Source organism: Polaromonas sp. YR568 (assembly GCF_943371715.1).
Lineage (GTDB): Bacteria > Pseudomonadota > Gammaproteobacteria > Burkholderiales > Burkholderiaceae_C > Polaromonas.
On record NZ_CALRVW010000001.1, the window covers coordinates 71490 to 95926 of the forward strand.

Annotated in this window: 27 protein-coding genes; 4 read left to right on the plus strand and 23 right to left on the minus strand. The window is 64.8% G+C overall.

Features of this window, described 5'->3' with window-relative positions; genetic code table 11:
- Positions 1–6: 6 nt before the first annotated feature.
- The 6 genes from AAG813_RS00345 to rpsP all read right to left on the minus strand — a co-directional run bounded on the left by AAG813_RS00345 (position 7) and on the right by rpsP (position 4188).
- The gene (locus tag AAG813_RS00345) at positions 7–1014 is read right to left on the minus strand and encodes a CobD/CbiB family protein (RefSeq protein ID WP_341910622.1); all 1008 of its coding nucleotides are present in this window, start codon (positions 1012–1014) and stop codon (positions 7–9) included.
- Between the two features lie 102 nt (positions 1015–1116).
- The gene (locus AAG813_RS00350; protein ID WP_341910624.1) at positions 1117–1821 is read right to left on the minus strand and encodes a CoA pyrophosphatase; all 705 of its coding nucleotides are present in this window, start codon (positions 1819–1821) and stop codon (positions 1117–1119) included.
- A gap of 70 nt (positions 1822–1891) precedes the next feature.
- A complete protein-coding gene (gene rplS / locus AAG813_RS00355) occupies positions 1892–2257 on the minus strand; it encodes a 50S ribosomal protein L19 (protein WP_096668567.1) in 366 nt (121 codons plus the stop codon).
- Positions 2258–2388: 131 nt separating this feature from the next.
- Entirely contained in the window at positions 2389–3168 is a 780-nt protein-coding gene (gene trmD / locus AAG813_RS00360) for a tRNA (guanosine(37)-N1)-methyltransferase TrmD (protein ID WP_341910627.1), read from the minus strand.
- Between the two features lie 168 nt (positions 3169–3336).
- On the minus strand, positions 3337–3912 hold the full coding sequence (gene rimM, locus AAG813_RS00365; protein WP_341910629.1) for a ribosome maturation factor RimM: 576 nt from the start codon (positions 3910–3912) through the stop codon (positions 3337–3339).
- Between the two features lie 15 nt (positions 3913–3927).
- Complete coding sequence (rpsP, locus tag AAG813_RS00370; protein ID WP_096668573.1) at positions 3928–4188, minus strand: 30S ribosomal protein S16; 261 nt, start codon at positions 4186–4188, stop codon at positions 3928–3930.
- Between the two features lie 182 nt (positions 4189–4370).
- Here rpsP and AAG813_RS00375 point away from each other — a divergent pair, with 182 nt between their 5' ends.
- Positions 4371–4934 (plus strand): N-acetyltransferase family protein, encoded by a 564-nt coding sequence (locus AAG813_RS00375; protein WP_341910632.1) that lies wholly within the window; start codon positions 4371–4373, stop codon positions 4932–4934.
- A gap of 8 nt (positions 4935–4942) precedes the next feature.
- Entirely contained in the window at positions 4943–5401 is a 459-nt protein-coding gene (locus AAG813_RS00380; RefSeq protein ID WP_341910634.1) for a hypothetical protein, read from the plus strand.
- Positions 5402–5538: 137 nt separating this feature from the next.
- Here AAG813_RS00380 and AAG813_RS00385 read toward each other — a convergent pair whose 3' ends face one another.
- The 6 genes from AAG813_RS00385 to AAG813_RS00410 form a co-directional block, all read right to left on the minus strand.
- Positions 5539–6549 (minus strand): inorganic phosphate transporter, encoded by a 1011-nt coding sequence (locus AAG813_RS00385; protein ID WP_341910636.1) that lies wholly within the window; start codon positions 6547–6549, stop codon positions 5539–5541.
- Positions 6550–6551: 2 nt separating this feature from the next.
- Entirely contained in the window at positions 6552–7199 is a 648-nt protein-coding gene (locus AAG813_RS00390) for a DUF47 domain-containing protein (RefSeq protein ID WP_341910638.1), read from the minus strand.
- A 192-nt stretch (positions 7200–7391) separates the two neighbouring features.
- Positions 7392–7754 (minus strand): DMT family protein, encoded by a 363-nt coding sequence (locus AAG813_RS00395; protein ID WP_096698060.1) that lies wholly within the window; start codon positions 7752–7754, stop codon positions 7392–7394.
- Between the two features lie 77 nt (positions 7755–7831).
- A complete protein-coding gene (locus AAG813_RS00400) occupies positions 7832–8485 on the minus strand; it encodes a 3'-5' exonuclease (RefSeq protein WP_341910641.1) in 654 nt (217 codons plus the stop codon).
- Positions 8482–10395 (minus strand): DUF294 nucleotidyltransferase-like domain-containing protein, encoded by a 1914-nt coding sequence (locus AAG813_RS00405; RefSeq protein ID WP_341910643.1) that lies wholly within the window; start codon positions 10393–10395, stop codon positions 8482–8484. Before AAG813_RS00405 ends, AAG813_RS00400 begins: the two co-directional genes overlap by 4 nt.
- A gap of 632 nt (positions 10396–11027) precedes the next feature.
- Positions 11028–13127, minus strand: coding sequence for a TonB-dependent receptor (locus AAG813_RS00410; RefSeq protein WP_341910645.1), 2100 nt, complete (start codon positions 13125–13127; stop codon positions 11028–11030).
- 66 nt (positions 13128–13193) lie between these two features.
- Here AAG813_RS00410 and AAG813_RS00415 point away from each other — a divergent pair, with 66 nt between their 5' ends.
- Positions 13194–13646, plus strand: coding sequence for a hypothetical protein (locus AAG813_RS00415; RefSeq protein ID WP_341910648.1), 453 nt, complete (start codon positions 13194–13196; stop codon positions 13644–13646).
- Here AAG813_RS00415 and AAG813_RS00420 read toward each other — a convergent pair.
- The 6 genes from AAG813_RS00420 to AAG813_RS00445 form a co-directional block, all read right to left on the minus strand.
- The gene (locus tag AAG813_RS00420) at positions 13613–14197 is read right to left on the minus strand and encodes a DUF3299 domain-containing protein (protein ID WP_341910650.1); all 585 of its coding nucleotides are present in this window, start codon (positions 14195–14197) and stop codon (positions 13613–13615) included. The two genes, AAG813_RS00415 and AAG813_RS00420, sit on opposite strands and share 34 nt — an antisense overlap.
- A gap of 32 nt (positions 14198–14229) precedes the next feature.
- Positions 14230–14478, minus strand: coding sequence for a hypothetical protein (locus AAG813_RS00425; protein WP_341911081.1), 249 nt, complete (start codon positions 14476–14478; stop codon positions 14230–14232).
- Positions 14479–14498: 20 nt separating this feature from the next.
- The gene (locus tag AAG813_RS00430) at positions 14499–15701 is read right to left on the minus strand and encodes an FtsX-like permease family protein (protein ID WP_341910653.1); all 1203 of its coding nucleotides are present in this window, start codon (positions 15699–15701) and stop codon (positions 14499–14501) included.
- Complete coding sequence (locus AAG813_RS00435) at positions 15698–16354, minus strand: ATP-binding cassette domain-containing protein (RefSeq protein ID WP_341910656.1); 657 nt, start codon at positions 16352–16354, stop codon at positions 15698–15700. Before AAG813_RS00435 ends, AAG813_RS00430 begins: the two co-directional genes overlap by 4 nt.
- Positions 16351–16887, minus strand: coding sequence for a Fur family transcriptional regulator (locus AAG813_RS00440; RefSeq protein ID WP_341910658.1), 537 nt, complete (start codon positions 16885–16887; stop codon positions 16351–16353). The genes AAG813_RS00435 and AAG813_RS00440 overlap by 4 nt, the downstream gene beginning before the upstream one ends.
- 178 nt (positions 16888–17065) lie before the next feature.
- Entirely contained in the window at positions 17066–18781 is a 1716-nt protein-coding gene (locus tag AAG813_RS00445; RefSeq protein WP_341910660.1) for a methyl-accepting chemotaxis protein, read from the minus strand.
- Positions 18782–19261: 480 nt separating this feature from the next.
- Here AAG813_RS00445 and AAG813_RS00450 point away from each other — a divergent pair, with 480 nt between their 5' ends.
- Complete coding sequence (locus tag AAG813_RS00450; protein WP_341910662.1) at positions 19262–20266, plus strand: succinylglutamate desuccinylase/aspartoacylase family protein; 1005 nt, start codon at positions 19262–19264, stop codon at positions 20264–20266.
- 290 nt (positions 20267–20556) lie between these two features.
- Here AAG813_RS00450 and AAG813_RS00455 read toward each other — a convergent pair whose 3' ends face one another.
- From AAG813_RS00455 to AAG813_RS00475, 5 genes are all read right to left on the minus strand, one after another.
- Positions 20557–20976 (minus strand): DUF2267 domain-containing protein, encoded by a 420-nt coding sequence (locus AAG813_RS00455; RefSeq protein ID WP_341910664.1) that lies wholly within the window; start codon positions 20974–20976, stop codon positions 20557–20559.
- A 69-nt stretch (positions 20977–21045) separates the two neighbouring features.
- Entirely contained in the window at positions 21046–21546 is a 501-nt protein-coding gene (locus tag AAG813_RS00460; RefSeq protein ID WP_341910666.1) for a DUF2127 domain-containing protein, read from the minus strand.
- 31 nt (positions 21547–21577) lie between these two features.
- On the minus strand, positions 21578–22444 hold the full coding sequence (locus AAG813_RS00465; protein ID WP_341910668.1) for an isocitrate lyase/PEP mutase family protein: 867 nt from the start codon (positions 22442–22444) through the stop codon (positions 21578–21580).
- The gene (locus tag AAG813_RS00470) at positions 22441–23835 is read right to left on the minus strand and encodes an FAD-dependent oxidoreductase (RefSeq protein WP_341910670.1); all 1395 of its coding nucleotides are present in this window, start codon (positions 23833–23835) and stop codon (positions 22441–22443) included. Before AAG813_RS00470 ends, AAG813_RS00465 begins: the two co-directional genes overlap by 4 nt.
- Positions 23832–24434 (minus strand): isochorismatase family cysteine hydrolase, encoded by a 603-nt coding sequence (locus AAG813_RS00475; RefSeq protein ID WP_341910672.1) that lies wholly within the window; start codon positions 24432–24434, stop codon positions 23832–23834. Before AAG813_RS00475 ends, AAG813_RS00470 begins: the two co-directional genes overlap by 4 nt.
- Positions 24435–24437 lie beyond the last annotated feature (3 nt).

Genomic DNA, 24437 nt, shown 5'->3' on the forward strand with positions numbered 1-24437 from the left:
AAACGGTCAGCCCAGCAGGCGCGCCAGCGTCAGCAGCGCCAGCAGCATCATCCAGAGCACCACCGAGCGCCAGACCAGGCCCACGATGCTGCGCAGGTGCCCGACCTCCGGCTCGCGCCCCGGCGTGCTCTCGGTGGCCTGCAGGTCGCCCGCATCGATGCCGTCGGCCTGGAAGCCCTGGGTGGCGTCGGGGGAAAACGTGGCTTTCAGCGCTTCGCCGCCCAGGCGCACGTTGACCGCTCCCGAGGTCGCGGCCAGGATTACGCCGTCGTTGCGGTTTTCCGGGCCCGCGGGCGCACGCTGCATGTAGTTGCGCCAGCCGTCGATCGCGTCCTCGAAACTGCCGACGACCGCGAACCCCAGCGAGGTCAGGCGCGCCGGCACATAGTCGACCAAGCCCCAGGCCCGCGCTGCCGCCTGCTGCAGGGCCGGGCTTGCGCCCTCGCCGGTGGATTTGGACTTGTAGGCCCAGTAACGCGAGACAAACTCGGCCATGCGGTACAACACGGCGCCGGCCGGCCCCAGGCCCAGCGCCGCCAGCACCGAGAACCAGGCCAGCACACCAAACACGTGGCGGTGCGCGGCGAGCACCGAAAACTCGATCACATGCCGCACGATTTCGCTGCGCGGCAACTCGCTGGCATCGACCTGACGCCACTGTGCCAGCAGCTCGCGCGCGGTCGCTTCGTCGCCGTCATCCAGCGCATCGCGTATGTCGGTGAAATAGTGGCTGAACTGGCGAAAACCGAGCGTCACGTAAAGCACGGCCACGTTCCAGGCAAAAGCCAGCACACCGTTGACGCTCCACAGCAGCCAGTGCACGGCCAGGGTCAGCAGGGCGGGCCCCAGCACCGCCGTGGCCCAGGCGATCCAGCCGTGTTGCGGCTTGCCGGCGTCCAGGCTGCGGCTGGCCCAGCGCGCCCAGCGGCGCAAACCGGCATGAATCGGGTTGCCGCGCGCCAGCGGCCGCGCCTGTTCGATGATGAGTGCAAACAAAACAGCAAAAAAACTCATGCTGGATGATACCGCCCCCACGTTCGCGCACTGCGTGTCGATCTCTGCCCCCCCGAGGGGGGAACGGGCTACACGAAGTGAGCCCGGACGGAGGTGGCTTATCTATGCGCTCAGAAAGCGGTAGAGGTTGCGCAGCATTCCGGCCGTCGCGCCCCAGATGTAACGCTCTTTCGCGTCCATGCCCTCATCCCCCGTGTAGGGCATGGAGAGCCACTGGCGGAGTACACCGTCGAACTCAAACTCGTGGCGCTGGTGGTTGGACGGGTCCATCAGGTAACGCAGTGGCACTTCAAAAATATCGGCCACCTCGGACGGGCTGGGCTGCAGCGCAAAACCCGGCCGCACCAGCGCGACGACCGGCGTGATGATGAAGGCCGTGCCGGTGACATAGGTGGGCAGGATGCCCAGCACCTCCACATGCTCGCGCGTCAGGCCGATTTCTTCGTGCGCCTCGCGCAGCGCCGTGTCCACTGCATCGTGGTCGGTGTCGTCGGTCTTGCCACCGGGCAGCGCAATCTGGCCGGAATGGGTGGACATGTTGCCCGCCCGCTCCGTCAGCAGCAGCGTCAGTTCATCGCGCATGACCAGCGGCAGCAGCACGGCCGCCAGTGCCGGCTCGCGGTTGGAAAATCTTTTCTCGACGCTGTGCTCGGGCGTCCAGACCGGTGGGTGCCGGAAGCGCTGGCGCAGGGCCTGCGGCGTCAGTTCCTGCGCCGGCACGCCCGACAGGTGCGTGTCCACCCCGATCACCGGTATGCTGCGGGGATCGAAGGTGGGCAAAGGGGTGGTGAACCGGGGCGTCGTCATGAGAACGCAAGATTAACAGGGCATAAAAAAAGCCGCTCCGGAGAGCGGCTTTTTTGCGGGCCGGCTGTTTTTAGGCAGCTTTGGCGCCCAGCTTTTCCTTGATACGCGCCGACTTGCCGCTGCGGCTGCGCAGGTAGTACAGCTTGGCACGACGCACGTCACCACGACGCTTGACTTCGATCTTGGCGATCAGCGGGCTGTAGACCTGGAAGGTCCGCTCGACGCCTTCACCATTGGAGATCTTGCGCACGATGAAGCTGGAGTTCAGGCCGCGGTTGCGCTTGGCAATCACAACGCCTTCAAAAGCCTGCATACGCTTGCGGGTACCTTCAACCACATTGACGCTGACAATCACGGTGTCGCCGGGGGCATACACGGGGATGGTCTTGTTCAGGCGGGCAATTTCTTCCTGCTCTAGGGTCTGGATCAGATTCATGATTTATTCCATCTAACTTTTTCGTTCATACACGCGCTACGCTAAAGACCGCAAATCCATGGACACATCAGGGATGGTCAAGATGGTTGCAGTGGCCGCCAGAGGACTGAAAAGCCTTTGATTATAGCCATTTATGGCTTTGAGGCCTTTTGGGACGGCAGATCGCCCAGAAATGCCTCGTCGGCGGCCGTCAGGCTGCCGGCTGCACGGGCCTTGTCCAGCAGTTCGGGGCGGTGCTGCCGGGTCAAGGCCAGCCGCTGCTCGCGGCGCCAGCGTTCGATGTGGCCGTGGTTGCCCGACAACAGCGTCTCGGGGGCCGTCTGGCCGCGCCAGGTCTCGGGCCGGGTGTAATGCGGGCAGTCGAGCAGGCCGTCCAGCGCCGGGTTGAAACTGTCGAACTGGTGGCTGCCCTCGTCATGGAGCACGCCCGGCTGCAGGCGCGCCACCGCGTCCAGCAGGGCCATCGCGGCAATTTCACCGCCGGACAGCACAAAGTCGCCCAGACTGATCTGCTGGTCCACATAGGTATCGATAAAACGCTGGTCCAGGCCCTCGTAGCGGCCGCAGACCAGCACCGCCCCGGAGCCGGCCGACCAGGCCTGCACGCCCGTGTGGTCCAGCGGGCGGCCAATCGGCGAAAACAGGACCACCGGCGCCTGCTGGCCGGCCGGCTCGGCGCGCTCCTCGCGGATTTTTTCAAGACAGCGCGCCAGCGGCTCGGCCAGCATCACCATGCCGGGGCCGCCGCCGAAGGAGCGGTCATCCACCCGTCGGTAGTTGCCTTCGGCAAAATCGCGCGGGTTCCACAACTTCACCTCGACCAGACCGGATTCATAGGCGCGGCGCGTCACGCCGCTGGTCAGAAACGGCGCAAACAGCTCGGGAAAAAGTGTGATGACGTCAAAACGCATGGCTATGTATTTTGCATGGCCCAATAGACGAGCCTCAACCAACAGAATTCGCGCGCCATCCGGGCTTTCCCCTTTCAAGCAGGGGCCGCGGGCCTGGCTTTGCCAGACCGCAGGCGCAGCGCCCCCTCGGGGGGCAGCGAACCACACGAAGTGGGGAGCGTGGGGGCTCTAGTAATCCGGCTGCCAGTCCACCGTGATGGTCTTGCCCGGCAGGTCGACGGCGTCCACATAAGCCGCCACAAAGGGAATCATGCGTTCCAGGGTCTGCTCGCCCTCGGCGTATTCGACACACAGCACCGAATGCGGGCCGGTGGCCATCAGGTCGCGCACCTTGCCCAGGGCCACGCCTTCGCGATTGACGACGTTCAGGCCCAGCAGGTCGACCCAGTAATACTCGTCCTTGCCGGCTTTGGGGAAGCTGCTGCGCGGCACAAAAATGCGCGCGCCTCGCAGGGCCTCGGCCGGCGTGCGGTCGTCGATGCCCTCGAACTTGGCCACCACGGAGTCGGAATGGGTTTTGGATTCACTGACCGTCAGCACCACTGTGCCGGAGAAAGCGTCAAAACCGGGACGGTGTTTGGTATCCGGCGGCTGCAGAAACCAGCGGCCGGATGAAAAAAGCGCCTCGGAGGAGGCGCTGTGAGCCAGGATTTTCACCCAGCCCTTGACGCCCCAGGCGTCAAGAATGCGCCCGACTTCAACCGCATCGTCTGGCAGGCCAGACGGCTCAAGGCCGGGCAACATTCAGGAACCCGACAATCAGGCAGCCTTGGGAGCTGCAGCAGCGCCCTGCTTGACCAGGCGCAGCACGGTGGGGGACGCTTGTGCGCCCACGCCGAGCCAGTGAGTCAGGCGGTCCTGCTCGATGCGCAGGCCTTCTTCGCCACCTTTGGCAATCGGGTTGTAAAAACCGATGCGTTCGATGAAACGGCCATCGCGGCGGACGCGTTTGTCAGCCACAACAATATTGAAAAATGGACGGTGTTTAGAACCGCCGCGCGAGAGTCGGATGACGACCATGATTTATCCTTCGGGTGGTGAGGTGAAAAAAATCACCCCAAAATGTTCCTGCAGCGCTTGAGACACACGACATGGCACCCGGCCAGCGAAATGCTGCAAAGCCGCAGATTATAACCCGCGGCATGCCACCGTCCCACCCGCTGCGCTCCTCCAACACCCTTTCAACCCATTTTTGGCACGCCATGACCCTCCTGAGAGCCAGCCTTGATACCGATTTGCCGGCCATCACCGCCATTTACGCCCACCATGTGCTCCATGGCACCGGCACCTTTGAGACCGAACCGCCCAGCGTGACGGACATGGCCACGCGCCGTGCCGACGTGTTGTCCAAGGGTCTGCCCTACCTGGTCGCTGAAGACGGCGGCGAGGTGGTCGGTTTTGCCTATGGCAACTGGTTCAAGCCACGGCCGGCCTACCGCTACTCGGTGGAGGATTCGATTTACCTGGCACCCGGCCAGCAAGGCAAAGGCCTGGGCCGCGCCCTGCTGAGCGAACTGCTGGCGCGCTGCGAGGCCGTCGGCATCCGCAAAATCATGGCCATCATCGGCGACTCGGCCAATGCGGGGTCGGTCGGCCTGCACCGCGCGCTCGGCTTCACGCTGGTAGGCGTCGTCGAGTCCTGTGGCTGGAAGATGGGTGCCTGGCGTGATATTGTCATCATGCAAAAAACACTGGGCGCCGGCGACACCACGCCGCCCCTCGACGCCGCACCTCCCTCTTCCTCTTCCTCCCCCTCCCACCTCTGAACGCATTCATGAAAAACAAGAACAAGACCCTGGCCGCCTGGCTGGCTTTTGCCGGGGGCCAGTTGGGCATCCATCGCCTCTACCTGTACGGCTGGCGCGACCTGCTGGCCTGGCTGCACCCCCTGGCCGCCGCCGTGGGCTGGTGGGGCGTTCAGCGCGTGCGGCAGTATGGCCAGGACGACCAGCTGGCGTGGGTGCTGGTGCCTCTGCTGGGTTTTACCCTGGCGGCCACAGCGCTGACGGCGATTTATTACGGCCTGATGGCACCCGAAAAATGGAATGCCAATCACAACCCGGCGGCCGCGCCAGACAGTGCTTCCGGAAAAACCAACTGGATCACCATGGCGGCCGTGATCCTGGCCCTGCTGTTCGGAACGATTGCGCTGATGTCCAGCATCGTGTTCAGCTTCCAGCGCTACTTTGAATACCAGGTCGAAGAAGCGCGCAAGATCAGCCAACAGAGGTAGAGCCCCCACGGTTGCTCACTGCGTGTAGCGCCCTGCCCCCCGAGGGCGCCGCCGCGCCTGCGGTCTGGCAAAGCCAGTCCCGCGGCCCCTGCTTGAAAGAGAGAGAGTCCCCACCTGCTCCTACCGAAGTCCGGCGGTCAGAACAGGAACAGGCTGACCCAGTAAGCAATGGCGGCCACAAAGGCCGAGGCCGGGATCGTGAAAACCCAGGCCCAGACAATGTTGCCGGCCACGCCCCAGCGCACGGCCGAGGCACGCTGGGTGGAGCCCACGCCGACGATGGCGCCGGTGATGGTGTGGGTGGTCGACACCGGAATGCCCAGGCCGGTGGCCAGGAACAGCGTGATGGCACCGCCGGTTTCCGCGCAGAAGCCGCCCACAGGCTTGAGCTTGGTGATTTTCTGGCCCATGGTTTTCACGATGCGCCAGCCACCGAACATGGTGCCCGCGGCAATCGCGACGTAACAGCTGACAATCGCCCACGTGGGCGGGGCGCTGTCGCTGGCCGAGGTGTAGCCGGTGGCAATCAGCAGCATCCAGATGATGCCGATGGTTTTCTGCGCATCGTTGCCGCCATGGCCCAGGCTGTAGGCACCGGCCGAGACCAGCTGCAGGCGCCGGAACCAGCGGTCCACGCGCGACGGTGTGGCGCGCCGGCAGACCCAGGCCACCAGCACCATCATCAGCGAACCGAGCAGAAAGCCCAGCAGCGGCGAGACAAAAATGAAGGCCACGGTTTTCAGGATGCCGCCGCCTATCAGCGCCCCGGCGCCCGACTTGGCCATCACCGCGCCGACGATGCCGCCAATCAGAGCATGGGAAGAACTGCTCGGAATGCCGTAGTACCAGGTCACCAGGTTCCAGCTGATGGCGCCTATCAGCGCGCCAAATACCACGTGGGTATCGACGATCCCAGGTTGCACAATGCCCTTGCCCACCGTGGCGGCCACGCTGAGGTGAAAAACAAAGATGGCGACAAAATTGAAGGTCGCGGCAAACAGCACCGCCTGCCCGGGTCTGAGCACACCGGTCGAGACCACGGTGGCAATCGAGTTGGCTGCATCATGAAAACCATTCATGAAGTCAAAGGCCACGGCCAGAATAACCAGCATGACCACCACCCACAGGGCCGTCTGTACGGTCTCCATGTTCAGGAGTTTTCGAGGACGATGCCCTCGATCAAATTGGCCACGTCCTCGCATTTGTCCGTGATGGTTTCCAGCAGCTCGTAAATCGCCTTGAGCTTGATGACTTCGCGCACGTCAGGCTCTTCGCGAAACAGCTTGCTCATGGCCGAGCGCATGACGCGGTCGGCATCGGACTCGAGCTTGTCGATTTCCTCGCAGGTCTTCAGGGCGGCTTCGGCCGTGGCGGCGTCGCTGAGCTTGTCGATCAGGGCGACCGCGTCTTTCAGGCGCTCGCAGCATTTGACGCTGAGGTCCGTCAGGCGAACGATCTCCTCGGTCATGTGGTGCACGTCATACAGCGCCATGGTTTCGGCGGAATCCTGGATCAGGTCGCAGACATCGTCCATGGTGTTGATCAGCGAATGGATCTGCTCACGGTCGATGGGCGTGATGAAGGTCTTGTGCAGCATGCGGTTGACCTCCTGCGTGATCCGGTCGGCCGCGCGCTCGGCGGTGTCGACTTCCCGGTTGTAGGCCTCGCGCTTCTGCACATCGCTGTAGTTGGCCACCAGGTTGGAGAACGCGTGGGCGGCCTCCACGATGCGGTCCGCATGCTGGTTGAACAACTCGAAAAAATTGCCTTCACGCGGCAACAGCTTGCCAAACAGCATCTTCAACTCCTAAAGCGGTACATGTCAGATATATGACAAATTCATGACTTCCGGGAGTTTAACGCCCCCACGGTTGCGCACTGGGTGTCGCTTCCTGCCTCCCGTGGGGGCCGCTGCGCCTGCGGCCCGGCGGAGCCGGTTCCGCGGCCCCTGCCTGCCTGAAAGCGGCTCATGGCAATCGCAAGGCCCGGGTCAGGCCGAACGGAAGATGAAATACACCGCGCCCACCATGCACAGCGCCGCCCACAGGTAGTCGAGCTTGAGCGGTTCGTTGAGGTAAAACACCGCGAAAGGCACAAACACGGTCAGGGTGATGACCTCCTGCATGATCTTGAGCTGACCGATGTTGTACATCGTGAAGCCGATCCGGTTGCCCGGCACCTGCAGCAGGTATTCGAACAGCGCAATGCCCCAGCTGGCCAGCGCCGCGATGTACCAGGGCGAGGTCGCCAGGTTCTTCAGGTGGCCGTACCAGGCAAAAGTCATGAAGACGTTGGACAGCAGCAGCAGCCCAATGGCTTGCGCCGAAACCGGGAGGGATTGTAGAAATTGCATAAAACTCCGTGCTCGGGGGAGCAAACCAGCGAATTCAACCGACGATCTTAGCCGCCACGCGCCGCCCCGGCGCGGACTCAAGCTCGGGCAATCCAGCGCTGGTGGGCAGCGAGTTTCTCCACATCGCGCCAGGACTGGCACTGCCCGGCCATGCGCGGCCAGATGCGCAGCAGCAGTTCGCACTCGGCCAGCGTATCGGCCGCCGCCTGATGCCGGGGCGCGCAGATGATGCCGAAATGGGCCAGCCATTCGTCCAGTGCACGCGCCTTGACCTTCTCATGGGTCACGGCGCACAACTGCTCAATGTCCACCCAGCGGTTCGGCAGCCCCGCGCCCAGGTGCTGCAGGACATGCCGGCCAATCATGGCCTGGTCGAACGGGGCGTGAAAGGCCAGCAGCGGCGAGTCGCCGATAAATTCCGCGAAGGCGCGCAGGGCCTGCTCGGGCGGCACCCCTTCACTCTGGCGCTGCAGCCCGATGCCGTGCAGCAGGATGTTGTCTTTCGCTGAGGCGACCGACGACTGGCGCAGCACCACCTCAAAGCTGTCCCCCGGCAGAATGCTCAGGCGTTTGGCCGCCCAGTTCACCTGCACGGCAATGGCGGCGATCGCCAGCAACTGGTCCCGCTGCGGATCCAGCCCGCTGGTCTCCACATCCAGCACCACCCAGCGCGCCTCGTCCGCACGGGCCAGCGCGGCGAAGGGCCTTTTCAGCCAGTCCGCCCAGCTCATCGTTCGTAGTCCAGCTGCAGGCGCTGCTGCAGTGAGCGCGCCACGCGAAATGACTCGCGCAGAATGCGCCTGTCGATATCGTTCAGACGATCCACTTTCAGGTGGTTCGGCTGCTGCGGCGAGGCCGTGCCTTCGAGCTGCACGCGCAGCCGCAGGGTCTGCAGGAACTCGAAGCCGCTGACCCAGGCCTGGTACTCGGACGGGGCCAGCCCCAGCAGCGGCCCGACGGCGTCCAGCCGCTCCCGGGTGTTGGTGGCCGTCACGCCGCGGCTGAGCGAATAAATGCGGGCGACATCGACAAAAATCGCGGCGCCCTGCAGCTTGAGGTCGATCATGCCGCCGTCGTCCACCGCAATGGAGCCGGTCCAGTTCAGCGGCGGGCTGTGAATCAGCGCGTTGGCCGCCAGCTGCTTGATGAAACGCGGCGCGCGCCGCGCCGACTCGCTGACCTCCTGGCGCAGGCTGTCTGCCAGGCGTGCATCACCGGCCAGCGGCCGGAAGTCGAAGTAAATACTCGCATTGAGCAAATCCGCAGGCGCCCCGTGTTCTATCCAGTGCGCAAAACGCTCGCGCCACTGGTGCAGGGTCAGGCAGCAGGCCGGCTCGCTGGCCATGATGCCGCCGCGGCACAGCGGGTAGCCGCAGGCGTCGAGCGCCACGTTGACATCACGGGCAAAACGCAGCGCGGCCTCGCGCTGGGCCGGCGTCGTGTCGTCGGGCAAGATCAGCGCGTTGTCCTGGTCGGTCGCAATGGTCTGCTCGCTGCGCCCTTCCGAGCCCAGCGCCAGCCAGCACAGGCGGCTCAGGTCGATACCGTGCGCCTGGGCCTGAATCTCCAGCAGGCGCAAGGTGAGCACGTCGTTGAGGTGGCTGATCAGCGCGGTGAGCTGGCGCGCATGCACCCCCTGGCCCAGCAGGCTGTGCGCAAAACGCCGGATGTCCTGCGCCACGATCTTGAGCATCTCCACATCGGCGGCAGAACGGATCGAGGTGCTGACCTGCTTGAGGCTCAGGCGCTGCATGGCAAACAGGTCACGCTCCGACACCACGCCCACGGCGACCCCGTCGCGCGTGACCGGCACATGGCGAATGCCGTGTTTGCTCATCAGGAGGGCCGCGTCCAGCGCCGTGTGTTCGTGGCTCAGGGTCAGCACTGGCTGCACCATGGCCTGCGCGATCGGCGTGTCAAGCGGCAGCGCTGCCAGCGTGACCCGGCCCAGGATGTCATACCGCGTGAGAATGCCCAGCGGCCGGCCGGCTTCGTCGGTCACCAGCATGGAGCCGATGCGTTGCTGGTACATGCGGCCCAGCGCCTCGCGCAGCGGGGTGTCGGGCGGACAGGTCACCGGCGCCTGGCGCGCGACATCACCCAGCGGTGTCTCCAGCGACTGTTCGGCCAGCGCCTGCGAGGCATAGGCCACCTGCAGGGCACGCCGCGAGAGGTCGAGGAACTTGAGGATGCGCCGGTTTAGGAAGTCAGCAAACGGCGGACTCATCACGGCCAGCGCATGCATGGAAGCCAGCGGCAGGGCCAGCACAAAGGTGTCGGCCACGGCGCGGTAAGTCGCGGTCACCGCGCGCTGCGCCAGCGCCGCACTGACGGGAAACAGCTCGCCCGGTTCGTAGTGGAAAGCGCCGCCCGACAGCTCGGCCAGACCGCGCTCGCCGATCACCGCGCCCTGGCGGATGAAGAACAGCTCCGTGACCGGGCCGCTCTCGGGTTCGATCAAAATTTCTTCGGGTGCAAAGTAGTTTTGCCGGGCATGCTTCAGGAAGAAGTCCACGTCGCCGGCCTGCATCTGCGCAAACGGCGGATGCCGCATCAGCTCCTGGCGCAAGTTGGCCAGCAGGCTGCTGGACGGACTCAAGTCGGCGTTGAGCAGGGAAAGAGGCTGTTCGGCATCCGTCACGGGCGTCTCCTGATATTTTCAAAACCATTATCCGGGAAGGACTTGCTGTTGTGCTGATTCAGCGCAAACAGGGTTACCGGTGTGCACCCAATCCCACCCCCGCCCGTTCGGGCTGAGTCTGGCTTGTCCTGAACTTGTCGAAGGGCGAAGCCTGTGCAAGCTTGAACAGTGTTGGCGCTTCCAACAAGCCGGGGGTTGCCCGGCGGCAACTCACTTTTCTTTTGCGTCGCCAAAAGAAAAGTAAGCAAAAGAAAAGGCGACCCGATGGTCTGGGTCCCTCCGCTTCGCTGCGGGCAACCTGCGGTGCTCACCGAAAGCGGGGCCGAGCTCGAACTCGCTTCGCTCAGACAATCGCTCGTCCTGATCCGCTTTCGGCTGTGCTCCTCGGCCCAGCCCGACGGGTGGGGAAATAAATTCGGGTGCGGGTGCGGAGAGACATGACGCGCAAAGCGCGTCATGTCGGGGCACGCGGCCGTCATGTTTGCACGCGCTTGCAGCACACGCGGCCAAATGAAGCTCCCCGCCATCGCCCAGCGGGGCGAGGGAGGGGCGGGGGGAGGGAGTGGGGAGTCCGTCCTACTGTCCAGGGCGAACCGTAGACGCAGCGTGAAGCTTGATAGAAAAAACTGACCTTAGAAACTCGCCTGCAACCCCACCTTCAAACTACGCCCTGGCAGCGGTGCTTTCGGAAACGCCGTGCTCGTCAGCACCGAACTCGCGCTGTAAGCCAGCCTGTCGGTGAGGTTGTCCAGCCGTGCATACCAGAGCAGCGTCGCGGCGCCGGCCTTGACGCGATACGACGCGGCGGCGTTCCACAGCGTGTAGGCGCCCGTGGCGCCAACCGGCGGTGCGGGCACGCGCTTCTGGGCAGCGTTGTGGTCAAAGCCCAAGCTGGTGCCCCAGGGCCCGCTGGCCCACAGCAGCGAGGCGCCCACGCGCCAAGGTGCAATGCGCGGGAGTGGCTGGCCGTTGCTGAGGTTGGTGGCGCGCACCATGTCGCCGCGCAGCGCCAGGTCCACCTGCGACGCGCCTTCCAGCAGGCGGATGTTGCCGCTGGCCTCGATGCCGGTGAAACGGGCCCGCACCTGCTCGTAGCGGAATTCGGCCAGCGGCTTGAACTCGGCACCCGTGGCGGTGAAGCCCGGGTTGCCGGCGTCTTCCACCGGATTGACCGTACCGTCTTCCGCATTGCGTCTGACCCCCGCCGTCTGGCTCAACGCGATGTAGTTCCTGAAGCGGCTGACATAGCTGTTGACCTTGAAGCTGTGGCCACCCGACTTCCAGGCCGCACCCACGTCGAGGTTGCCCGACTGTTCTTTTGTCAGGTTGGCATTGCCCACCTCATAGGCGGCCGTGGCAATGTGCGGGCCGTCGGCGAACATCTCGTAGTCCTTGGGTGCACGTTCGGTGTAGGCGATGTTGCTGGTCAGCTGCCAGCCCGGTGCGGCATTCCACAGCGCGCCCAGGGCATAACTGCCGGGCTTGAAGTCCCGCGTTGCCGGCGTGAAGCGCGTCACCAGCGGGTTGCCAAAGGACTCGACCTTGACAGACTCCAGCCGACCGCCCAGGCTCAGCTTGCCCCAGTCCGTGCCCAGCTCTTCATAGGCAAACACCGCCGACTGCGCCGTCTTGCTGTACGGCGCAAAGGCTTCCGTGCCGTCCGCGGAAAAACGGTTGGACTCGGTCTGAAAACCCAGCACGCCGTCGAGTTTGCCGAGTTTCGCGTGACGCGCTTCCAGCCGGAAGTCGCTGCCCTTGTTCTTGAACACGGTGCCTGCGGTCGCGCCCTCAAACTCGGTGTGGCCGTAGTCCGTCTGGCTGTACTGGCCCTTGATGCTCTGGAAGGGCCCGCCCAGGTTGCGCACTTCGCCTTCGATCGCATAACGGTCCGACTTCATGCCAATGGTGACTTCGTCTTCGGCTACCGTGCCGTAGGTGTTGCGGTAATTGCTGACCGACGCGCCCAGGTAGCCGTTGTCAAAAAACACCGAACCGCCGACGGCGCCGCCGTGGACATCACTGGCCGAGTTGCAAATGCGGCGCGAGGTGGTGGTCACTCCGGCCTTGGTGCAGTTCAGCTCACGCGGTGCGCGCACGTCGCTGGTCGCGCGGTCGAAGGCATCGACGTGCAGGCTGTAGCGGTTGTTGCCGGCCTCGAGCAACATGCCCTTGCCGCGCTCCGAGTTGCCGCTGGCCAGGCTCAGGTCGGCCTTGCCGCTGATGCCGCCTTTTTCGTCGAACTGCGGCTCGCGCGGAATGCGGTTGTCGATCACGTTGACCACACCGCCGACGGCGCTGCCGCCGTACAGCAGGGCGCCGGGGCCGCGTAGCACCTCGATGCGTTCGATGCTGATGGGGTCGGCCGTGACCGCATGGTCATAACTCAGGCTGGACGCATCGAGCGAGCCGCCGCCGTTGGCCAGGATGCGGATGCGGTCGCCGTCCAGCCCGCGAATCACGGGCCGGCTCGCGTTGGGGCCGAAATAGGTGCTGCTGACGCCGGGCGTGCCGTCCAGCGTTTCACCCAGCGTGGTTTTGGAGCGCAGCAGCAGGCCGGCGCCCGAATACTGCGTGGCGGGAGCGATCAGGTCCGTCGCACCCAGCGGGTTGCCGGTGACGGTGATTTCTTTCAGCGTGGGCGCCGTTGTCTGGGCGTGGGCCAGCGAACAGCCGAGCGCGAGCAGGGACAAGGTGGCCGTGCCGATGGCAGGGCGAGGGAATGGTTTTTTCATGAGGGCTCGTTGAATCGGGAAAGGAAACCCCAGGCAAGGCTTGGCCGTGCCTGGAGAACTTTGAGGATGTCAAGGAGCCCGGGGTGGGCCGCGCGCTTCGAAAAGTGCGGCCCGGCGGGCGAGTACTTCGCCTTCCAGAAACTGAAAAACAAACGAAGAAAGCGCCATGGGCAGCGCCAAGGGCGGCGCGGCCGGCAGCCCATCGCTGTGGCACAGCTGATCGAAAACGCGGCAATCCGAATCGTCAAGATGGACGGAGAAAAGATCCGCGAGCCAGCCACTTCCGTCCGCACGTTCATGCGCATGCGCGTGCGCGTGGTCGAGCGCATGAGCATCGACCTCGAGGAGTTGTTGCGCAGCCGGACGGTCGCCACCAGCGCCGTGAACCAGGCCGTGCATCTGTCCGAGCAGGGGCGCAAGCAGGAGCACCAGGGACAGATAGCCCCAGGTCGCCCGCCAGACCATGCGCCGCAACACCATGGTGGCTACTTCACCGTCACCGCATCGTTGATGCGGTAATACAGGCCGTAGGGGTCGTCGTGCAACACCTGCAGGCGGCCTTCCACCACCACCGCTTCCATGCTGTATTTCACCGGGGTTTTGGTCTTGACCTCGACCATGCTTTCCGGCCCACCCGGCAGGCAGAAGGAGCAGGTCAGCGGCACCGACGACAGCAGAAAGTGGCGCTGCTTTTCACCCGGCTCCAGCGGCATCATGAAGCCCTGGATGCGCTGGGTCTTGCCGTTCATGCCGAGCTGGCCTTCGTTGAACACCGGCAGGATGCGGTTCTTCTCGTTTTTGGTTTTCACATCGGTCAGCACCGACCAGGGCACCACGTCACCGCGCGGGGCCAGCGGCGCAAACGGGCTGTTCGCCCCGTGTACCCCCGCGCCCTGCCCGGCCGGTAGCGCCAGGCCGTCCGGTGCTGCAGGCGCCGTCTTGGCCGCCGCGGGCTTGGCGCTGCCGGCAGGCAGGGGTGAACTCAACTGCGCGTGTGCAGCGCCCGTGGCGAGCAGCAGGGCCAGCAGCAGCGGCGCAGTCTTCAAAGCGGTGGAAGCAGAGGGGCTCATGGGTTCTCCAGAAACATTGCGGTGGCCGCGTATCAATGCGCGTGTTTCATGCCGCAGTATTTTCCCACCGCCAGCCCCTTGCAGGAAGCCTGCAGGTCTTTCATGCAGACGTCTTCCTTCTTGCCCGACTCCAGGCATTTGGCCGCGGCCTCGTGCGCAGCGGCCATGGCGCGGTGGCGCTGGATGTCTTCCTTCGTTTCAGCGTCCTTGTGTTGCGCATGTGCTATCGAAAACGTAGCTGTAAGCGCAAGTGTGGCAAGGTCAGGAAGCATTTTTTTCATATATGTCTTGATCATGGGGTTCACCTCGACTGTAAAAGTTCAAACACGGGGACCCGGTAGGCCTCGTACGCGGGCAGCAGCGCTGACAGCAGCGCCACCCCCGCGGCCAGCACCGGCACACTCAGCAACCCGACCGGCCACGACAGCGCACCGACCAGAACCGATTTATCCAGCTGCAGCAGCCAGGCGAGCAGCGCCATCAGCCCCTGCCCCGCCAGCACACCGATCATGGTCGCCAGCAGCGCCAGCCACAGAGCCTCGCACAACAGCAGGGCCGCCACCTTGCGCGGCGGCGCGCCCAGCAAACGCAGCAGCGCCAGGTCGGCGCGGCGCTCACGCACCGCGCTCCACAGCGCGATGAACACACTGAGGCCCGCCGTCAGCAGCAGCACACCGGCCAGCGCGCGCATGACGTCGGTGCCGACACCAATCATGCCCAGCAGCCGCGTGATTTCCAGCGCCGGCGCAGCCGCCTGCATCTCGGTGCTGCTATTCACAAAGCGCGGAAAGGTCACCGCCGCCAGCGGCGTGCGGTACTGGATCAGCGCCAGTGTGACTTCGCGCTCTTCTTCCAGCAGTTGGCGGTCTTCGGCATCGAGTGCCGTGTGGTCTTCATGGACCTGCCAGACGGAATCCAGCGCCGTCAGCACCAGCCGGTCCAGCACCGAGCCGCCGGGCGCCAGCACGCCGCTGACCACATAAGGCGTCTGGGCATGGCTGTCACCGCCGCCGGCCAGGCCATGGCTGCCGGCGAAGCGGTCGCCGACTTTCAGGCCGGTTTGTTCTGCCACCTGCGCACCAAGCACCGCCTGCATGGGCGCCGCCCAGACGCCGCCCTGCGCGAACTCAGCGTTGTAGTGCGTGATGTAGTCCGGCGTGCTGCCGACGATGCGAAAGCCGCGCAAGCTGTCGCCCAGGCTCAGCGGGATCAGCTTGGCCACCTGCGGGTGTTTCTCGAGTTCTTTCACCGCCGCCAGCGGCACATTGCCGGTCGGCGCGTCGATGTGGAACACGCCCGAGAGAATCAGCTGCATCGGGCTGCCCTTGGCGCCCACCACCACGTCGATGCCGGCCAGGTCGCGCTCAAACGCCTGGTCGATCTGATGGCTGACCAGCAGTACAAAGCTCAGCGACGCCAGCCCGAGGCTCAGCAGCAGCACATTGAGCCCGGCGGCGAGCGGCCGGGACCAGAGAAAACGCCAGGCGAATGCTATGGTTTTCATAGCTTCTGGCGCAACAGTAACAAGGGCTGGAAGCCGATTTGACCATCAAGAGCCGTCGCAACCCGGGTATCGTGTGTGGCAATCACCAGCGTCGCGCCGTAGCGCTTCGCCGTCGCCTGCAGCAATTGCACTGCCTGCGCCGCCGCCTCGTCGTCCAGGCTGGCCGTCGGTTCGTCCGCCAGGATGACTTTGGGCTGCAGCAGCACCGCCCGCGCCAGCGCCACACGCTGCGCCTGCCCGCCCGAGAGCTGCGCCGGTTTGCGCGCAGCGAGCTCATCCACGCCGAGGGCCGTCAGCGCTTCGCGGATACGCACATCGTCCTGCGCCTGACCGGCCGCCCACTGCGCCATCGCCAGGTTGGCGTGCACCGTCAGCGCGCTGCTCAAATGCAGTTTCTGCGGCAGAAAACCAATCGTCCGCGCACGCCAGGCATCACTCGCCACCTTGCCCAGCGCGCTCAGCGACTGCCCTGCCACCGTGATGTCGCCCGCAGTCGGCGTCAGCAGCCCCGCCGCCAGCGCCAGCCAGGTGGACTTGCCGGAACCCGATGTGCCGCGCAGCAGCAACACCCCGCCCTGCGGAACATCGACGTCGTCAAAGCGAAGCGCCGGCCCGCCGGGGTACTGGTAGGCCAGTTGCCGCGTACGGATCACGCAGCCGCACCCCGTTGGCGATGACCGCCGGCACTGCCCGTGGCGCAATCGGAGCACACACCACGCACCGCAAAATCCAGGCTCATACCCTGGTAGCCCAGCGCCTTCAAGGCTTCGAGCGCCGATTGCGCCGCACGATCGAGATCGCCGGCGCTGGCTTGCAGCGCGTTTTCCAGCGGGCTGTCGCGGTGGCAGCTCTGGCATTCAAAGTGCGGCATCGCGTGTACACCCGCCGGCATCGCCTGGTAACGCCGCACCCGGCTGGCGTCCACGCGGCACAGCAACAGGCCGACTTGTGTGAGGCGGTCGATCAGGCGGTAGAGCGTGACGCGGTCCAAGGCTGCGCTGTCGGCCGCGTCGCCCCCACCCGCCAGCGCCACCTGCAACTGCGCATGCGTGTAACTCGTGTCCGGATGCGCCAGTAGCCAGCCCAGCACCCGGCGCGCAGCAATCGTGCGGCGCAGGCCGTGGGCCGACAGCAGAGCATCGATGGGGTCGGCGTTGAGTTCGTCGTGAGGAAGAGTGGAGGACATGTGCTTGGAGCTTGGGGCATGACCGAAGGTCCCGCACCATAACGCAATTTGGTTGCATTATTACTCAAACCCGAAGCACGCTTGACCCCGTCACCTTTTTTAAATGACCCGGTCTGCTGCTGAACCGACAACCCCGCTTCCGCTCTGGCGATCAGGCGGCCGTAGCTGGCATGCCCGCTTAAAACTCTTCCCAATGGTCCCCAGCACCAGCCACGGCAAGCGGCCCGGGATGCTGCGCCGGTTTGCGCTGTGGCGCTGCAATGGCGCGTTTGACCGGTGGCGGCTGCGCAGACCTGTGTTGATGGGCCGGTGCCGTACGCTGCGGTGGCGCCACGTAGTGAACCTGCTGGTTGTCCAGCCTGAACACACTGACCACCTGACTGAGCCCGCTGGCCTGCTCCTGCAGCGAGGACGCAGCGGCTGCGGCCTCTTCCACCAGCGCGGCGTTTTGCTGCGTCACCTGGTCCATCTGCGTGATCGCCTGGTTGATCTGCTCGATACCGGCGGTCTGCTCCTGGCTGGCCGCCGTGATCTCGGCCATGATGTCGGTCACGCGTTTGACGCTGTCCACGATCTCGTCCATGGTCTTGCCGGCCTCGGCCACCTGCTTGCTGCCTTGTTCGACCTTGCCCACGGAGTCGTCAATCAAGCCCTTGATCTCCTTGGCAGCGGTCGCACTGCGCTGGGCCAGGTTGCGCACCTCGGCGGCCACCACGGCAAAACCGCGGCCCTGTTCCCCGGCTCGGGCCGCTTCGACGGCGGCGTTCAGGGCCAGGATGTTGGTCTGGAAGGCGATGCCGTCGATCACCCCGATGATGTCGACGATCTTGCGGGACGAGTCGTTGATGGCGCTCATGGTGCCCATGACTTCGGCGACCGAGCTGCCACCGCGAACAGCGACGCTGGAAGCCGAGACGGCCAGCTGGTTGGCTTGGCGGGCGTTGTCGGCGTTTTGTTTGACGGTGGACGTCAGCTCTTCCATCGAAGCTGCAGTTTCTTCCAGGGAGCTGGCTTGCTCTTCGGTGCGGGATGACAGATCCTGGTTGCCCGCTGCAATCTGGCCTGAGGCCGTGGCGATGGTATCGGTCCCCTGGCGAACCCGGCCGACGATGTTCTGCAGGTTGCCGTTCATGTCTTTCAAGGCCTGCAGCAGCTGTCCGGTCTCGTCGGTTGTCGTCACATCAATATGGCTGCTCAAGTCGCCCGCTGCGACAGTCTGAGCCACGGTCACCGCCTGATTCAAGGGTCGTGTGATCGATCGCGTGATCCAGTATGCGAAAGTGCTCCCCAGCAACACGGCGAACAGGCCCAGGCCGATCATCAGCATGCGCGTCGATACGATTTCCCCTTGCACCTGGGCACCGCTGGCTTCGGTGAGTTTTTTCTGCAAGGCCACAATCTCCATGGCGGCGTCTTGCAGCACATCAAGCGCCGGCAGCATCTCACCCGTCAGCATCTGGCTTGCTTCCTCCCGCTTGCCTTCTGCAACCAGTTTTCCGATTTTTCCCATGATCGCGACATATTGGCCACGTTTTTCCTTCAACTTGGCGAGCATGGCCTTCCCCTGCTCTGTGTATACCAAGGTGTCGAGCACGCCAAGAGCGTCGCCGATGAGTTTTTTGTTGGCCTCGATTCGCTGGTTAATCGTGTTCATCTGGGCTGCATCCTTTGCCAGGAACAGCTCCATGGTGCGGCGCGCATTGGCGCGGATGGTTGCATTGATCGTGTTCGCCGCCTCCATCTTGATCAGGTCCTTCTCTATCATCTGGCTACTGGCCTGACCAACGTGGGCCAAGCTCAGGAGCGCGACTGCAATCAGGGACACCATCAACACCAGCACCAGTGCGAAGCCCGCGCCCAGCCGGGTGCCGATTTTCAGATTTGCGATATTCATTGTCTTGCTCGTTCATTCAGTTAATTTCAGCTTGCACAGAGAACAGTGATGCCGCTGCTTTTTTCCACCAAGCCCGTGTCGTCGCTGGTCATGCGCTTTTCCAGGTCTCGCGCGGGATCAGCAGGCGGTCATCGAGCGTGTCCCACCCCGTTCAAATGCTCGGCGTCCAGAACAGGACCATCTCCGGCGCAGGTTTGAACATCTCCGAACAGGGTGATCACGTCCGTACTTATCAGGCTTAACGACCAAAGGAGCCAAAACTTTAGGGGAAACCCTGATCTTTACCTGGAAAAATGTGCATCTGCGAGGGGGTTGGCGGTGGTTCATGACCATGGCCAGTTCCACGACGGACCGTGTGGCCAGTGCGATGCTGCAAGTATTCCTCTCGCAGCTTCCGAGAAGGAGCGGATGGCATCCACCAGATGCACAAGGCGCAATGGCCAGCCCGAAGCACGTCAATCACTGTATAAACAAGTCACCATGACCGACAAGCTCCAGAGCAACGCCCCCTCCCCCTCCAAACCCCGCCCGACCCACCTGCACACGCACACCTTCCACGGCCTGGCCCCCGGCCCGAAGCTGCTGGTACTGGGCGCCGTCCACGGCAATGAAGTCTGCGGCGCCAAAGCCATCACACAACTGCTGCATGAAATCGACAACGGCCAGCTCGCCATCGAACGCGGCACGGTGACCTTGGTACCTGTCACCAACCCGCTGGCCTATCAGCTCAAACAGCGCACCGGCGACCGCAACCTGAACCGCAACATGGCGCCGAGTGCGATTCCGCAGGACTTCGAGGACCGGATTGCCAATGTGCTGTGCCCACTGCTGGACGCGCACGAGGTGCTGTTGGACCTGCATTCCTTCCACACCGGCGGCGCTCCGTTTGTGATGATCGGCCCGCAGAACAACACGGGCACGCTGGAGCCTTTCAGCCAGGCCGAAGCGGAAATGCAGCTCGCCCTGTGCACCGGCGCGCCGCGCATTGTCGAAGGCTGGCTGGACACCTATGCGCGCGGCGTTCAGCGCCGTGCGGCAGCGCCGATACCTGCAGGTTCGGCCCGCGCCCAGACGCTGGTGACCAACCCGAACTACGGTGTGGGCACCACCGAGTACATGCGGTCCCGCGGCGGCTACGGCGTGACGCTGGAATGCGGCCAGCACGACGACCCGCAGGGCGTGCAGGTGGCGCGCCAAGCAATTTTGCAGACACTGGCGCTGCTGGGCATGGCATCCCTGCCGCTGGAACCCTCGCCTGCCGAGCGCGAGATTTTGCGTCTGGTCAATGTGACGGACCGCGAACACGCAGGCGACAGCTTCACGCGCGAGTGGCGCAGTTTTGACGCGGTGCAGGCCGGCGAACTGATCGGCGTGCGCCACAGCGGCGCCGAGGTGAAGGCGCCGCACGACGGTTTTGTGGTGTTTCCCAACCCGCGCGCCGAGCCGGGGCAGGAGTGGTTTTACATGGCGCGGCGCCGAGGCTGATTCCAAGCAAAAAATGCCCCCAGCCCAATAAATACGGGCGCCAACAGCTATCAGATCAGGAGCATCAGCACGCTGTCAAGCGCAGTACCGGCTCTTCGTCAGGCCGGCGGGTCGCGGTGTACCACGGCGCTGGTGCAGCGATTCATGCTTGATGGAACAAATAAAAGCGATGGATTTTGGGTCAGGGCAAGGCGCAAACCACAGCGATACCAAGGGTATCGCGCGGATTTGCAACGCAGCCATGGCGCAAAAGACGCGCTTTTATGTTCCGAATAGCGTGAAACACTGCACTAAACACGCCAATACGCCTGCGCTTGCGGCGGGAGCGATGCAAGCACATGCTCCAGTTCCTGCGGGTCCACATGGCGGCGCAGGGCCAGGGCCACGTCGTGGATGGCCGTGTCGGGCGAGAAGTTGTGCGCCTTACGCAGTTGCTTGACTTCCCCGGTCATGGACGCGCGATCGCCGAAGGCCAGCTGGGGCTGTTCGGTGTCCCAGTCGGACACAAAAATGGCGCGCAGCACTGCCGGAAGAACACCTGCAAACCGAAGCGCCTCCTGCACGCTGAGCCGGCGGCGAAACACATGCAGCACGCCGACCACCATGTTGTAAGCCATGTTGGTCGTGGCCAGCCCGGAAAGGTCACGCGCGTCAACCATGAACCTCTCGAACTCGACGGAGGCGCGCTGGTATTCGGCGGGGATGGTCATGTGTGCGGACTCCTGGTGAAGACCGGGCGGCACAGGGGGTGCAGTGCCGGGGCTTGCGGTCTCTCGCCATTATGGCGATCTGGCTCGCTTGCGGCGTTGCAGCAACGCCCCGACCATGAGCGCCACAATGACCAGGTTGACCATGAGCAGCAAGGCGCCATGCCAGCTCGACCGGCGCAGCAGCTCGACCACTTCAAACGGCACGTAGATGCCACCGCTGACCGCCGCCAGAACTTCGGCCCAGGCCTTCTCGCCGTACAGACCCCAGGCTTCGACGAAACGCACCAGCGCATACAGCGCCGCACCAGCGGCCAGCAGCATCAGCCGGCTGTCGTGCAGGTTGGGCGCGGCCTCGAGAAAAATCTGTGGGTAACGCGAGGCAGGGTTCAGGTGCCAATGTTCAATGAGCCTGGCCGCCGCAGCGTGCGCGTCGGTGTGGATCAGCAGCAGCAGGCCGCTGCCGGCCAACAGCACGACCGCACCCTTGAAGGCCTCGAACAGCGCAACCGTCCTGATCGCCGCAGAACGGGCCCGGGCGGAAGCTGGCGGGGCTAGTTCGGGAGCGTCCATGGTGCTTCAGCCTGTGCAGCGCCTGAGCGGCCTACTCGTAGCGTTTGCCCGCGGCCATCAGCTCGTCCGTGCCGATGACCTGATTGAGCCCGTCAAAGTCCAGCATCTGCTTTTGCCACGGCGCGGTGGTCTGGTGCTGGTGCAGGCTCGCGTAATAACCCTGCAGCGTGTGCGTCACGGCACGCACCGTGCCGCCCGGAAAGATGACGATGCGGAAACCGCGCGCGCCGAGTTCGGTGGCGCTTTGCACCGGCGTCTTGCCGCCTTCAACCATGTTGGCCAGCATCGGAATGCGCTGAGCAAAACGGCCACAGGCCGTGTCCATCTGCCCGGGTGTGCGCAGGGCCTCGATGAACAGGGCGTCCACGCCGCATTCAAAATACCGCTCGGCGCGCTCCAGCGCCGCGTCCAGGCCCTCGACGGCGATGGCATCGGTACGCGCCAGGATCAGCGTCTCGGCGCTGGTGCGGGCGTCGAGCGCGGCCTTGAGCTTGCCGACCATCTCCTGCACCGGCACCACGGCCTTGCCGTCGAGGTGGCCGCAGCGTTTGGGAAAGGTCTGGTCTTCGAGCTGGATCATGGCCGCACCGGCGCGCTCGAAACCCCGGACCGTGCGCATGACATTGAGCGCATTGCCAAAGCCGGTGTCGGCGTCGACGATGACCGGCAGGCGCACGCGCTCGGTGATGCGCGCCAGCGTGTCGGCCACTTCGGTGAAGGTCGTCAAGCCCACGTCAGAGCGGCCAAGCCGCGTGTAGGCAATCGATGCGCCCGACAGGTAAAGCGCCTCGAAGCCGGCCTGCTCGGCCACTAGCGCGCTGAGCGCGTCGTAGACACCGGGGGTCAGCACGGGCCGGGCTTGCGCCAGGCGCTGCTTCAATGAAAGCGTGGGGTTCATGGCTTGGTTTCCAGTAACGTGGCCGCGCTGCGCGCCGCGATGTAGCCGCCCGCAATCGCGCTGAGCAGGCCGTTGCCCGAGAGGTAACCCCAGACCGCGTTGCCCGAGACACCGCGCGCGGCGCCGCCGGCGGCCAGCAGGTTGGTGAAAGGGCTGGCGTCTTCGTGCAGCACATGGCACTGGGCGTCGATGTCGAGCCCGCCCTGGGTGTGGAACAGTGCGCCTGTCACCTTGACGGCGTAGAAAGGTGCTTGCAATGCGCGTTTGAAGACGCGGCCGTCTGGCGCCGCGGCGCCAGGGGCCACAGCCGCCAGCGTGGCGTGTAAGGCGCCAACATCGCAGCCAATCAGCGCGGCCAGCGACGCCTCGTTATCGCAACGCTTGAGGGCGCCGGCGGCCTCGGCCTCGCGAAAATCGGGAAAGCTGCGCGCGAACGTGAGCAAGGCCTCGTCGAACACATTCCAGGCCACGCTGCCGGGCTGGGCCAGCACCTGCACGGCGGCTTCCGAATAACCGCCGGTTTCGTCGTGGAAACGCCGGCCCAGGGCATTGATCTGCACCGCGCCCTCCATCATCAGCGCCCAGGACACCAGCGCGCCCTGCGGCACGGCCCAGGAGCCGTGGCCCTGGTAGCCGCCGAGGTCGGCCAGGCGTGCGCCCAGCGCGCGGCCCCAGGCGATGGCGCTGCCGTCGTTGCCGGTGTGGCCGGCAAATGTGGCGTCCTTCATCTCGGGCAAGAGCTGCTGCACCATGTCCGCGTTGCCGCCAAAGCCGTTGCAGGCCAGGATCAGCGCGTCGCAGGACAGCTGCTCCAGCGTGCCGTCGGGCCGCTCGTAGGCGACGCCCAGAACTTCATCGCGGGCATTGAGCCAGAGCTCGCGCACCAGCGCGCGGGTCACGATGGGCACGTCGGCCGTTTCGGCAGCCTGCTGCAGGCGCGCCATCAGGGCGGCGCCGGTTTTTTCGGGCACGGCGTGCATGCGGTGCCGGCTGTGGCCGGGGTAAAGGAAATCATCGAGCAGCACAAAGTCCAGCCCGTGGCGCGCCTGCAAGGCGTCGATCGCCGGGCCGATCGCCTCGGCGTAAGCCGTGGCCAGCTGCGGGGCCGCCGTGCCATGGGCCTTGGCCTGGATGTCGGCCGCGAAGCGCTGCGGGCTGTCTTCAATGTTTTTGGACTTCTGCACGCGCGTGCCCGGCGCGGGCACAAAACCCGAGGACAGTGCGGTCGAGCCGCTGGGCACGGCGTCGCGCTCGAGCACCACACACTCGATGCCGGCATCGCGCAGCATCAGCGCCGCGGTCAGGCCGCAGGCGCCGGCGCCCACAATCGCCACCGGCACATGGATGGGTGCGTCCATGCGCTCGGCGCGGCGGATCACGGGCAATGTCATGACAAGGACTGGATGAATTCTTCACAGCGCATGACCTGCGCAATCGTGCCCATGTCGGTCAGCGCCGTCGCATGGACGTCGGGTTTGAAGGCCGCGCAGCCGTCGCTCAGAACGATGGTGTGGTACTCGCGCATATGGGCATCACGCACGGTACTGGCGACGCCGCCGTTGGTGACAATGCCGCAGACGGCCACGGTGTCTATGCCCGCATGGCGCAGCACCCAGTCGAGCTGGGTGTTGAAAAACGCCGAGTAGGCAACCTTGCAGACCGAGACGTCGATCAGCGGCTGCAGCTCGGCCACATTGGCCTGGCCCGTGCTGCCCGGTGCGAAGTCGCCCCGGCGCAGGAAGGGGCGCAGGGCTTTGAGGTGCGGCGAGATCATGGGCTCGTCCTGGGCATCGGGCCAGAGCGTGAACTGGCTCGCCGCCACCAGGCCGCCGCCCGCCTTGAGCGCACGCGCCACGCCGGCCACGCGGCCGGGCAGTTCACGCGCGGCCGCGCTGGCCGCGCCACCGCGCGCATACGCGCCCTCGGGAGCGAGGAAATCGTTTTGCAGATCAACAATGATCAGTGCGATTTTTTTCGGTGAGGCGTTCATGGT

What these genes read in the sequence shown, in the direction of transcription:
- AAG813_RS00345 (WP_341910622.1), bottom strand. Translation starts at nt 1,014, where the DNA reads ATGAGTTTTTTTGCTGTTTTGTTTGCACTCATCATCGAACAGGCGCGG.
- AAG813_RS00350 (WP_341910624.1), bottom strand. Translation starts at nt 1,821, where the DNA reads ATGACGACGCCCCGGTTCACCACCCCTTTGCCCACCTTCGATCCCCGC.
- rplS (WP_096668567.1), bottom strand. Translation starts at nt 2,257, where the DNA reads ATGAATCTGATCCAGACCCTAGAGCAGGAAGAAATTGCCCGCCTGAAC.
- trmD (WP_341910627.1), bottom strand. Translation starts at nt 3,168, where the DNA reads ATGCGTTTTGACGTCATCACACTTTTTCCCGAGCTGTTTGCGCCGTTT.
- rimM (WP_341910629.1), bottom strand. Translation starts at nt 3,912, where the DNA reads ATGTTGCCCGGCCTTGAGCCGTCTGGCCTGCCAGACGATGCGGTTGAA.
- rpsP (WP_096668573.1), bottom strand. Translation starts at nt 4,188, where the DNA reads ATGGTCGTCATCCGACTCTCGCGCGGCGGTTCTAAACACCGTCCATTT.
- AAG813_RS00375 (WP_341910632.1), top strand. Translation starts at nt 4,371, where the DNA reads ATGACCCTCCTGAGAGCCAGCCTTGATACCGATTTGCCGGCCATCACC.
- AAG813_RS00380 (WP_341910634.1), top strand. Translation starts at nt 4,943, where the DNA reads ATGAAAAACAAGAACAAGACCCTGGCCGCCTGGCTGGCTTTTGCCGGG.
- AAG813_RS00385 (WP_341910636.1), bottom strand. Translation starts at nt 6,549, where the DNA reads ATGGAGACCGTACAGACGGCCCTGTGGGTGGTGGTCATGCTGGTTATT.
- AAG813_RS00390 (WP_341910638.1), bottom strand. Translation starts at nt 7,199, where the DNA reads ATGCTGTTTGGCAAGCTGTTGCCGCGTGAAGGCAATTTTTTCGAGTTG.
- AAG813_RS00395 (WP_096698060.1), bottom strand. Translation starts at nt 7,754, where the DNA reads ATGCAATTTCTACAATCCCTCCCGGTTTCGGCGCAAGCCATTGGGCTG.
- AAG813_RS00400 (WP_341910641.1), bottom strand. Translation starts at nt 8,485, where the DNA reads ATGAGCTGGGCGGACTGGCTGAAAAGGCCCTTCGCCGCGCTGGCCCGT.
- AAG813_RS00410 (WP_341910645.1), bottom strand. Translation starts at nt 13,127, where the DNA reads ATGAAAAAACCATTCCCTCGCCCTGCCATCGGCACGGCCACCTTGTCC.
- AAG813_RS00415 (WP_341910648.1), top strand. Translation starts at nt 13,194, where the DNA reads ATGTCAAGGAGCCCGGGGTGGGCCGCGCGCTTCGAAAAGTGCGGCCCG.
- AAG813_RS00420 (WP_341910650.1), bottom strand. Translation starts at nt 14,197, where the DNA reads ATGAGCCCCTCTGCTTCCACCGCTTTGAAGACTGCGCCGCTGCTGCTG.
- AAG813_RS00425 (WP_341911081.1), bottom strand. Translation starts at nt 14,478, where the DNA reads ATGAAAAAAATGCTTCCTGACCTTGCCACACTTGCGCTTACAGCTACG.
- AAG813_RS00430 (WP_341910653.1), bottom strand. Translation starts at nt 15,701, where the DNA reads ATGAAAACCATAGCATTCGCCTGGCGTTTTCTCTGGTCCCGGCCGCTC.
- AAG813_RS00440 (WP_341910658.1), bottom strand. Translation starts at nt 16,887, where the DNA reads ATGTCCTCCACTCTTCCTCACGACGAACTCAACGCCGACCCCATCGAT.
- AAG813_RS00445 (WP_341910660.1), bottom strand. Translation starts at nt 18,781, where the DNA reads ATGAATATCGCAAATCTGAAAATCGGCACCCGGCTGGGCGCGGGCTTC.
- AAG813_RS00450 (WP_341910662.1), top strand. Translation starts at nt 19,262, where the DNA reads ATGACCGACAAGCTCCAGAGCAACGCCCCCTCCCCCTCCAAACCCCGC.
- AAG813_RS00455 (WP_341910664.1), bottom strand. Translation starts at nt 20,976, where the DNA reads ATGACCATCCCCGCCGAATACCAGCGCGCCTCCGTCGAGTTCGAGAGG.
- AAG813_RS00460 (WP_341910666.1), bottom strand. Translation starts at nt 21,546, where the DNA reads ATGGACGCTCCCGAACTAGCCCCGCCAGCTTCCGCCCGGGCCCGTTCT.
- AAG813_RS00465 (WP_341910668.1), bottom strand. Translation starts at nt 22,444, where the DNA reads ATGAACCCCACGCTTTCATTGAAGCAGCGCCTGGCGCAAGCCCGGCCC.
- AAG813_RS00470 (WP_341910670.1), bottom strand. Translation starts at nt 23,835, where the DNA reads ATGACATTGCCCGTGATCCGCCGCGCCGAGCGCATGGACGCACCCATC.
- AAG813_RS00475 (WP_341910672.1), bottom strand. Translation starts at nt 24,434, where the DNA reads ATGAACGCCTCACCGAAAAAAATCGCACTGATCATTGTTGATCTGCAA.